This is a genomic window from uncultured Polaribacter sp., from assembly GCF_947501385.1.
Classification (GTDB): domain Bacteria; phylum Bacteroidota; class Bacteroidia; order Flavobacteriales; family Flavobacteriaceae; genus Polaribacter.
Map to the genome: position 1 here is coordinate 1 of NZ_CANMVP010000052.1, position 10,958 is coordinate 10,958.

At 30.5% G+C, this 10,958-nt stretch carries 7 protein-coding genes; 5 read left to right on the forward strand and 2 right to left on the reverse strand.

Annotation, left to right across the window (positions count from 1 at the left end; genetic code table 11):
• Positions 1 to 94: 94 nt before the first annotated feature.
• A complete protein-coding gene (locus Q0998_RS18905; RefSeq protein ID WP_299672885.1) occupies positions 95 to 1,606 on the reverse strand; it encodes a hypothetical protein in 1,512 nt (503 codons plus the stop codon).
• Positions 1,607 to 1,683: 77 nt separating this feature from the next.
• Positions 1,684 to 2,727 carry a glutaminyl-peptide cyclotransferase gene (locus Q0998_RS18910; protein ID WP_299672887.1) on the reverse strand — a complete coding sequence of 348 codons (1,044 nt, stop codon included), beginning with the start codon at positions 2,725 to 2,727 and terminating at the stop codon, positions 1,684 to 1,686.
• A 262-nt stretch (positions 2,728 to 2,989) separates the two neighbouring features.
• Here Q0998_RS18910 and Q0998_RS18915 point away from each other — a divergent pair, with 262 nt between their 5' ends.
• From Q0998_RS18915 to cas2, 5 genes are all read left to right on the forward strand, one after another.
• Positions 2,990 to 3,244 carry a type B 50S ribosomal protein L31 gene (locus Q0998_RS18915; RefSeq protein ID WP_299672889.1) on the forward strand — a complete coding sequence of 85 codons (255 nt, stop codon included), beginning with the start codon at positions 2,990 to 2,992 and terminating at the stop codon, positions 3,242 to 3,244.
• A 466-nt stretch (positions 3,245 to 3,710) separates the two neighbouring features.
• Positions 3,711 to 5,216, forward strand: a complete 1,506-nt coding sequence (locus tag Q0998_RS18920) for an FMN-binding glutamate synthase family protein (RefSeq protein WP_299672892.1) — start codon at positions 3,711 to 3,713, stop codon at positions 5,214 to 5,216.
• Positions 5,217 to 5,438: 222 nt separating this feature from the next.
• On the forward strand, positions 5,439 to 9,608 hold the full coding sequence (gene cas9 / locus Q0998_RS18925) for a type II CRISPR RNA-guided endonuclease Cas9 (protein ID WP_299672895.1): 4,170 nt from the start codon (positions 5,439 to 5,441) through the stop codon (positions 9,606 to 9,608).
• Between the two features lie 15 nt (positions 9,609 to 9,623).
• Entirely contained in the window at positions 9,624 to 10,514 is an 891-nt protein-coding gene (cas1, locus tag Q0998_RS18930; protein ID WP_299672898.1) for a type II CRISPR-associated endonuclease Cas1, read from the forward strand.
• A gap of 7 nt (positions 10,515 to 10,521) precedes the next feature.
• Positions 10,522 to 10,860, forward strand: coding sequence for a CRISPR-associated endonuclease Cas2 (cas2, locus tag Q0998_RS18935; RefSeq protein ID WP_299672901.1), 339 nt, complete (start codon positions 10,522 to 10,524; stop codon positions 10,858 to 10,860).
• Positions 10,861 to 10,958 lie beyond the last annotated feature (98 nt).

The following is a 10,958-nucleotide window of genomic DNA, read 5'->3' on the forward strand; positions in this document are numbered from 1 at the left end:
CTTTCTCCTTTTTATTAATATCTATCTAATATAAATACTTTAATCCATATCCTTTTGCAAACATAGGATGACAAACGTTCATGTTATTTGTCTGTCAATCAAAAGTAATGTGTTGATAGGCACCAATATCAGGATTTGTAGTTCTATCTACACCTAAGATGTCTATTTTAAAAGAGGTCGCTATTGCCTTGTTAATTGCATCGCTTTTTTCACCAATAATAAAATCTTCATTTTGAGTATCTCTAAAATTAACAGTCCCGTTTAAAATGTTATTGGAATAATTTGGGTTGTTTGCAAAATCAACTTCGAAGACTCCATCAAAGGAATTTCCTGTATCATTAAATCTAATCATAGAGTTTTGTATGGAATAATTGAACAATCCACCGCCATCAACTTTGTCAACTACAAACTCAATGGTATTATTTCCTTCAAAAATACAGTTGGTAAAATTTGCTGCTTTTAAATCTCTAGTTTCTGTGATTTCTTCTCCAGCTTCATTATTGTAAATAAAGAAATTATTTACTAAAACGGCAGGTAATTGTCTAGTGCCATTGTTCCAATAATTGGCAAATGTACTATGGGTAAAATTGTAAGTTCCACCAATTGTTGCAGCTAGAGACGCTTGTCCTGCAGCACCAATAACCACATTGTATGCTTCAATATTTGTTTCTCTAGCAAGAATGCCAAAGTTAGAGTGATTGTAGATTTCTGTATTTTCTAGCTTTAAAGTGGGTGTAGATGCAGTGCCAATACTATCAATTAGAATTCCAATAATGCCGTTTCTAATTTGTGCATGCTTTATTTTATTGTCTTTACTGCCGGCACGCATCCAAATGGTTCCCCATTGCCCAGGAATCTGGCTAAAACTATTTTCTAATCGGTCTCCTTCAAAAATTACTTTTTCAGAAAGTGTCCCGTTTACTTTTAAAGTGGCTTTATTGTCTACAATTAACCCAGAATTATCATGAAAATGAACTCTAGCTCCAGCTTCAATGGTTAACGTCTTATTTGCAGGAATTGCAGCATAGCCATAAATAACAGTAGGTTTTTCTTTTGTAAATGTAAGCTCAGTATCTTTTAAAAATCTTCCTTTAATTGTTGTTGATTGACCATCTAAAGTTAAACTATCAATTTTCATTGTAATAGCGTCTTTGTCAGGAAAAATAAAGTGAGCATCTTCCACCAAAGTCACCAAATCTACCTCTTGCTGGTTGTTACCGTTGTCAAATAAAATTCTATCTGTGTACAAAAGATTTGGCCCATTCGCAACATTAACAGTAGTTTCTATAAAAACAAAAATACTGTCTTTGGCAAGAATATCTATATTGTTAAATTCTTGTCCAGGAACGCCATCAACATTTAATCGATAACTAGAAGCAGTGCCATTTTCTAACTGAATTCTAGGAATGGTAATCGAACTATTTCCTCTATTATAAACCTTTAAATTATAGGTTGCAGAACCAATGTTTGTAAAAATAGTATCTAAAAAAACGGTGTCTTTAGAAAATTCTAAATTCCCAAAACTAGGAATGGTAGAAAAATCTTTTCTACAAGAACTGATAGAAATAAGAACAATGCAAATCATAAAAGAAAGTAGGTAGCGCATAGATGTAATTTCTGTTTTCTTAGCTCAAAATTTAGGAGCAGGATTGAATTTAAAAATAAAACTTTTTATTGTTTGAATTATTGCTTCTTCACCAATACGATTTCAAACAATTTTCCCCAGTTTTTTCCAGTAACAAATAACCTGTTATTTTCAGCATCATAAGCAATACCATTTAACACTTCGTCTTGCGGAACTAGTTTTTGTGTTTTAGACATTTCTTTTTCCAAACCTCTTAAATCTACCAAACCTTCAGCAATTCCTGTGGTTAGGTCTATAATTATAATGGTGTTCTGCTGGTATTTATTCGCGTAGAGTTTCCCATTCACTATTTCTAACTCATTTAAATTATCTATGGCTCTATCATAGGTATATGTTTGTATAAACCTCTTTTCTTCTAGAGTTTCTTTGTCTAAAAACCATATTTTATGAGAGCCATCAGATTTTATTAATTCTGTGTCATTTTGCGTTAGCCCCCAACCTTCATCGCTCTTATCATAGGCAAACTCTTTTTCTAGTTCAAAGGTTTTTAAATCGTAGACAAACCCTTTTTTGCCTTGCCAAGTAAGCCAAATAATTTTATCATTCACAATGGTCATTCCTTCACCAAAAAATTCCTTATCTAAGGCTATTTTCTGTAAAACTTTACCCGTTTTAATTTCAACTTTTCTAAGTGTAGATTGCCCTCTGCGTCCTGTAGTTTCGTATAAGAAACCGTTATCATATTCTAGACCTTGCGTATAGGCTTTTGTATCGTGAGGATATGTATTGATGATTTTATAGGTATACACCTCTGGTTTTTTATCTGCAAAAACCTCAAGGGTTGCATTTTTCTTCGCTGTTTTTCCTTCAAAAAAAGCCAAACCAGAAATGGCGTGTTTACCAACACCTAAATCGGTAGTATGAATTGTAGCAGCATTTCCATCAGTAGCCACTTCTTTTCCGTTTACATAAAACTGAGTTTTATCAAAAGGCTTCCCTTTTGCTTCTGTCATTTTAACAGTTATCGTTTCGTTTAGAACCGTTTTCTTAGGCTTTTCTATAGAAAATTTATAGGCATCATCACAAGAAACCGTTAGAAATAAAATGGCTAAAAAAGGAGTTAGAATAGAAAAATTCTTCATTATTTGTATAGATTTCAATGTTTTAGAATGTAAATATTCGAAAAAAAGACGACAAAAAACAACTTTTATCTCTTAAAAGAACCTTATTTTTGTTTAAATTCTCTTTAAGAGCAAATAAAAACAATTTATTTATTTGTAAATTAAAAAATAAGGTTAAATTTGCATCCTCAAAATAGTTAAAAACAGCTATTTAGAATATTGAGTAAAGCTTTACCAATTTTGCTCTTACAAACATAACATTAAAGTATTAAATATATATACAATGAGAAAAGGAATTCATCCAGAAGATTACAGAATGATGGCTTTTAAAGACATGTCTAACGGAGATGTATTTATAACACGTTCAACTGCAGAGACCAAAGAAACTTTAGAAGTTGATGGTGTAGAGTATCCTTTAGTAAAATTAGAGATCTCTAGAACTTCTCACCCGTTTTACACTGGTAAATCTAAACTAATTGATGCTGCAGGACGTATTGACAAGTTTAAGAACAAATACGCAAAATTCAAAAAAGAGTAATTTTTTTTAGAATTTTAAACATATCTAAAACTCCAACATTCATTTGTTGGAGTTTTTCTTTTAGTGCTGAACTTGTTTCAGCATTTTTAATTTAAGGGTTGTATTTTAAAAATTCCACAAAATAGGCACACAGTTAACACAACACTATGTTTTCTATATTTCTATGTGGTAAAAAAAATTAGACGTTTCCTTGTAGATGATCCTTTTCACTATATCTTTTTCTCTTTTGTCATTGTACATAAAGCTTTTTCTGCTTTATGTAGTAATCTCATATCCACCAATAGATTGCTTCGTTCCTCGCAATGACGCTTTTTTATTAGAAAGAGGATGAAGCTTGTCTTGAGTGAAGTCGAAAATTTCAACCCCTAAGTTGCCAGCCGAAGGCAGGCGCAACTATTTGCCAACTATTCTTATAATCTCAAAGGAATAGGTTATTTTTGGCTCTCTTTAAAAGAAGGCTCAAAAGATGAGAAATACCATATTATCAATATTTATAATTAGCACAATTTTATTAGGAGTTTTGGTTTATTTTGTGCCAGATAAAGGAACGATTATATTATTAGTATTATCAAGCCTTTTCACAATTATTGTGATCAAAGATAGCTTTCAAACTAAACATTCTTTGTTACGCTCGTTTCCTTTAGTGGCACGTTTGCGTTGGCTGTTTGAAGAGGAGCGTGAGAAGATTCAGCAATATTTTATTGAAGACGATCTAAATGGAAGACCCATCAATAGAGAAAAGAGAAGTGTTGTGTACCAACGTGCAAAATTGCAAAAAGATACGGTACCTTTTGGAACACAACACGATGTATATAAAAAAGGATATGAGTTTGTAAAGCATTCTTTATTTCCAAAAGACCACCATCATATTACAGGAGAAAAAATTATTTTTGGATCTGATAAATGTTCAAAAAAATATAAAAGTTCTATCATTAACATCTCTGCCATGTCTTTTGGTTCTTTGAGTAAAAATGCAATTATGGCCTTAAATCAAGGCGCAAAAATGGGTGGTTTTGCTCATAATACAGGTGAAGGAGGAATTTCACCCTATCATTTACAAGGAGGAGATCTTATTTTTCAAGTAGGTACAGGTTATTTTGGCGCAGGAAAAAGTGTGGATGGGAAACGTGTTTTTGATGATGAAATTTTTAGAGAAAATGCCATTAGACCCGAAGTTAAAATGATTGAAATTAAATTTTCTCAAGGTGCTAAACCGGGTCATGGAGGCATTTTGCCAGCAAAGAAAAATACACCAGAAATTGCAAAAATTAGAAAAGTACCACAAGGAACGCAGGTAGACTCGCCTCCAGGACATTCGGCTTTTTCAAATTTTGAAGAAATGATTGTTTTCATTCAAAAAGTTCGAGATTTGTCTGGCGGAAAACCCGTAGGTGTTAAACTTTGTGTGGGTAATAACGAAGAGATTCAACAAATGATAAAGGCTTTTTCAAAAGCAAAAAATTATCCAGATTTTATTTCTGTAGATGGAGGAGAAGGTGGTACTGGAGCTGCACCTATGGAATTTACAAATTATATCGGTACACCTTTATTAGAAGGTTTGGTTTTTATAAATAAGCTGCTTAAAAAATACAAGTTAAAAAATCAAATTAGAATTATTGCCAGCGGAAAAGCCATTGATGCTTTCGATATTGTAAAATATCTAGCTTTGGGTGCAGATGCCATAGGAATGGCACGCAGTTTTATGTTGAGTTTGGGTTGTATACAAGCCAGAGAATGTAATTTAGATAGCTGCCCTGTGGGTGTTGCCACACAAGATGAAGATTTGGTAAAAGCGTTGGTTGTAGAAAAGAAAAACATACGTGTTAGAAATTACCACGATAAAACCATACAAGCCGTTAAGGAAATGGTGGCTGCCATGGGAGAAGATTCGATAACAAAGGTTACTTCAGACCAAGTCTTTAGACGTAGAAAAGATGAGGAAATTGTGAGTTTAGAGGAGGTGTATTATTAAAATATTTCCATTTTACGTAAACCCGTAAAAAAGTTAATTATTTTCTTTTATATTTGTAGTACAATTTGAAATCAATTCACAATAAGGATTATTCCGTTGTGAAAACATTTAAAGCGGCACGGAAGTGTCGCTTTTTTTTATTGATTATTTTTTAGTTACGGATTCCCGTATTGTTTTCTTGGTTTTTTTACTTTAAATTTAGAGAATATAAAAAAATACTTTATGAAAAAGATTTTAGGTCTAGATTTAGGAACAACTTCCATTGGTTGGGCTTTGGTAAATGAAGCTGAAAATTCTAACGAAAAATCAGAAATTATAAAATTAGGTGTTCGTGTGAATCCTTTAACAGTTGATGAACAAACCAATTTTGAAAAAGGAAGACCAATAACTACAAATGCAGATCGTACTTTAAAAAGAGCTGCAAGAAGAAATTTACAACGCTTTAAGCTTCGTAGAGAAAATCTTATTGAGATTTTAATTACCAATAAAGTCATTTCAGAACATACTCCACTTACTGAAGTTGGAGAAAATTCCACTCACTCAACACTATCATTAAGAGCAAAATCTGCTACTGAAAAAATAGATTTAGATGAATTTGCAAGAGTTTTATTATCCATAAATAAAAAACGTGGTTATAAAAGTAGTAGAAAAGCCAAAAATGAAGAGGAAGGAAGTTTAATTGACGGAATGGCAATTGCTAAAGAATTGTACGATAATAACCTTACAGTTGGGCAATATGTTTTTAATTTATTAGAAAGTGGAAAAAAGTTTATTCCAGATTTTTATCGTTCTGATTTACAAACTGAATTTGATAAAATATGGAACTTCCAAAAACAATTTTATCCAGAAATTTTAACAGATGAATTTTATCAAAAATTAGAAGGCCAAGGTCAACAAAATAGTAGAAAGCGTTTTTTAGCGATACATGGAATTTATACAGCGGAAAACAAAGGAAAAAGAGACGAAGTTAAAAAACAACATTACAAATGGCGAAGTGTAGCAATATCAAATCAGTTAAAAATAGAAGAAGTTGCCTATGTTTTAGTTGAAATTAATAACAACCTTAACAAATCAAGCGGATATTTAGGGGCAATTAGTGATAGAAGTAAAGAACTGTATTTTAATAATGAAACTGTTGGAGAAAATTTATATGGTCAAATTGTAAAAGATAAGCACACTTCATTAAGAAATCAAGTTTTTTACAGGCAAGATTATTTAGATGAGTTTGAAAAAATTTGGGAAACTCAAGCTTTGTTTCATCCAGAATTAACATCAGAAATAAAAAAGGAAATTAGAGATGTAGTTATTTTTTATCAACGAAAATTAAAATCACAAAAACATTTAATTTCTAACTGTAGGTTTGAGAAGCACCACAAAGCAGTTCCAAAATCATCTCCGTTATTTCAAGAATTTAAAATTTGGTCAGTTTTAAATAATCTTCAGTTTTTAAATAAAAACACTAAAGAAATTAGAGAACCTGAACACGATTTAAAAATAGAATTATTTCAACAACTAAATATTTCTGGTAAATTAACAGAAAAAGAAGTTTTAAAATCTGTTGATTTAAATCACAAACTTTGGAAAACAAATTTTACTGAAGGAATAGAAGGAAATAATACCAACCAAAAATTATATGAGGTTTATAAAAAAATAGCAGAAAACGAAGGTTACGGTGAAGATTGGGAAAAGAAATCATTTCAAGAAATTAAAGATGAATTAAAGGCTGTTTTTACAACAATTGGGATTGATGCTGGTATTTTAGATTTTAATCCTAATTTAGAAGGTAATAATTTTGATAAGCAAAAATGTTATCAATTTTGGCATTTATTATATGCAGCACAAGATGATGACAAAATACTTGCAGAAGATAAAATAAAGTACGGAAATTCTAATGTTGCTTTAAAAAAGAAACTACATCAGAAATATGGTTTTGCTCCAGAGTATGCAACTATGATGGCAAATGTTTCTTTACAACAAGATTATGGAAGTTTAAGTGCGAGAGCAATTAAGAAAATTATGCCTTTTTTAGTTGAAGGCCATGAATTTTCAGAAGCATGTAAGTTAGCAAAATACAATCATTCTAATTCATTAAATAAAGAAGAAATAGAAAACCGAATTTTAAAAGATAAATTAGAGTTATTGCCAAAAAATAGTTTACGAAATCCTGTGGTTGAAAAGATTTTGAATCAAATGATAAATGTTATCAATCAAATTGTTGAAGAATATGGAAAACCAGACGAAATTAGAATTGAATTAGCAAGAGAACTAAAAAAATCTGCTAAAGAAAGAGCAGAAACAACAGAATACATTAACAAAGCAACTCTTGAAAATGCAGGTTTTAGAAAAATACTTCAAGCAGAATTCCAGATAAAAAACCCAACAAGAAATGATGTTATTAAATATAAATTATACCAAGAATTAAAAGATAACAATTATAAAACACTATTTACAAATCAGCATATTCCACAAGAAAAACTATTTTCAAAAGAAATAGATATTGAGCATATTATACCAAAAGCAAAACTATTTGATGATTCTTTTTCAAACAAGACCTTAGCATACAGAAGTATAAATTTAGAGAAAGCAGATACATTGGCTTTTGATTTTATTAATAGTAAATACAATTTAGATTTAGAAAATTATAAATCTCGGGTAGAAAGTGCTTTAAAGTCTGGTGTAATATCTAAAGGAAAGTACAAGAAATTATTATTATCTGAAAAAGATTTACCAGAAGGTTTTATTGAGCGAGATTTAAGAAATAGCCAATACATTGCAAAAAAAGCCAAACAACTATTAGAGGAAGTTTTTAGAAAAGTTACACCAACAACAGGCAGAATTACCGATAAACTTCGACAAGACTGGGATTTAATAAATGTAATGAAAGAACTCAACTTACCAAAATACAAAGCTTTGGGTCTAACAGAATTCCAAGAAAGAAAAGAAGGTAAAAAAGTGGAGCAAATAATTGATTGGACGAAAAGAAATGACCACAGGCATCACGCAATGGATGCCTTAACAGTAGCCTTTACAACAGAAAGTCATATTCAGTATTTAAATAATTTAAATGCTTCAAGAAATGAAAAAAGTAGTGAAGAATATGCTAAAAAAATTAAACAAGAGATTAGTTTAAACGGAATAAGAAATAAAATTACTAAAAACTACGAAGAAAAAAACGGAAGAAAAAAGAGAAAATTTGTCCCACCAATAAATACATTTAGAGCAGATGCAAAAGAACATATTGAGCAAATACTAGTTTCATTTAAAGCAAAAAATAAAGTTGCTACAAAAAATAAGAATAAAACTAAATTAAAAGGAAAAGATAATTTTTTAGTAAAAACTCAATTAACTCCAAGAGGTCAATTGCATAAAGAAACCATCTATGGTAAATTAAAAGAAGAAATTATAAAAATAGAAAAAGTAAATGCAAAATTTGATGTAGATAAAATAAATACGATAACCAAACCAGCTTACAGAATAGCACTTTTAAAACGATTGGAAGATTTTGATGGAGATGCTAAGAAAGCATTTACAGGAAAAAACACATTAGCTAAAAATCCAATTTATACTTCGGATAATAAATTAATTCCCGAAAAATTAAAAACCAAAACTTTTGAAGACAATTATACGATTAGAAAAGAGGTGAATCCAGATAATTTCAAAGATTTAAAAAGTATTCAAAAAGTAATTGATGTTGGTGTACGTAGGATTCTAGAAAAGCGATTATCTGATTATAACAATAAGTCGAAAGAAGCTTTTTCAGATTTAAATAAAAATCCTATTTGGCTAAACCAAGAAAAAGGAATATCAATTAAAAGAGTTTTAATAAGTGGGATTAAAAATGCTGAAAACTTACATGCTAAAAAAGACCATTTTGGAAATGATATTCTAGATAACGATGGCAAACATTTTAAAGTAGATTTTGTAAGTACAGGAAATAACCATCACGTTGCTATTTACAAAGACAAAAACGATAAGCTGCAAGAAAGAGTTGTTTCTTTTTTTGAAGCTATTGCAAGAGTGAATGCAGAATTACCAATCATTGATAAAGAGCTAAATTCTAAAATTGGCTGGAAATTTTTATTTACTATGAAACAGAATGAAATGTTTATTTTTCCTTCGGAAGATTTTAATCCTGTAGAAATAGATTTAATGGATGATAAAAATCTAAAGAAAATTAGTGGAAATTTATTTAGAGTTCAGAAAATTTCTACAAAAAACTATATGTTTAATCATCATTTAGAAACACAAGTAGTTACAAGTGAAATTCTAAAAACAAAAAAACAATTATCTGGTAAAACATATCAATTTATTCAAAGTACAGAGCCTTTGAGAAATATTGTTAAAGTAAGAATAAATCATATTGGAAAAATAGTTTACGTAGGGGAATATTAACAATATAAAAAGGCTATGATAAAAAGAACCATTTACATTGGTAACCCATCTTATTTAAAATTAAAACAACAACAATTGGTTGTTCAAGAGCCAGAAAGCAAAGAAATTTTAGGAACAGTTCCTATTGAAGATATTGCGCTGTTAATGCTAGATCATTATCAAATTACCATTAGTAATCAACTTTTGGTGAAATTACAAGGCAATAATGTGGCTGTGATTAGTTGTGACGAACATCACTTGCCGTTTGGTATCATGTTGCCATTGTACGGACATACAGAATATTCCGAAAGGATAAAGCACCAGTTAGCAGCTTCAGAACCTTTAAAAAAGCAATTATGGAAACAAACCGTGGAGCAAAAAATAGCCAATCAAGAAGCTTTATTAACTTTATATGATAAATTTTCTGAACCGTTGGTCGAATATAAGCTTACGGTAAAAAGTGGAGATACCTCCAATAGAGAAGGTATGGCGGCGCAGTATTACTGGAAACATTTGTTTGATAATTTTTCGAGACAACGTTTTGGAGAGGAACCTAATAACTTGCTAAATTTTGGATATGCAGTCTTAAGGAGTATTGTAGCAAGAGCTTTAGTAAGTAGCGGCATGTTGCCAGTTTTAGGATTGTTTCATAAAAATAAATACAATGCCTATTGTTTGGCAGATGATATTATGGAACCTTACCGGCCTTTTGTAGATAAATTAGTGTACAATTATGTAAATGGTTATCGAGATAATTTTGAATTGACAAAACAAGCTAAAGCACATCTTTTAACCATTGCTACACAAGATGTTTTTATTGATGGTCTAGTAAGGCCTTTATTTGTGGCTGTTACCACAACAACATCTAGTTTGTATAAATGTTATACAGGCGAGTTGAGGCACATAAAATTTCCTGAATTAGATTGATAAATAAATGTCTGAAAATAGATATAGCGGATATAGAATTATGTGGGTATTAGTTTTTTTTGATTTACCAACCGAAAGCAAAAGAGAACGAAAAGCAGCTGGTTTATTTCGAAAAAAATTAATTGCTGATGGTTTTACGATGTTTCAGTTTTCAATTTATTTAAGACATTGCCCAAGCAGAGAAAATGCTAAAGTGCATACCAAAAGAGTAAAAAGAAGTTTGCCTAAACATGGCAAAGTCTGCATTTTAGAAATTACGGACAAACAGTTTGGAAATATGGAATTGTTTCACGGAATTAAAGAAGTAGATTTACCACAGCCTACACAACAATTGCAACTATTTTAAAATTTATTATTAATATTTAGCTTGTCATCCTATGTTTGCAAAAGGATATGGATTAAAGTATTTATATTAGATAGATATTAATAAAAAGGAGAAAGAGC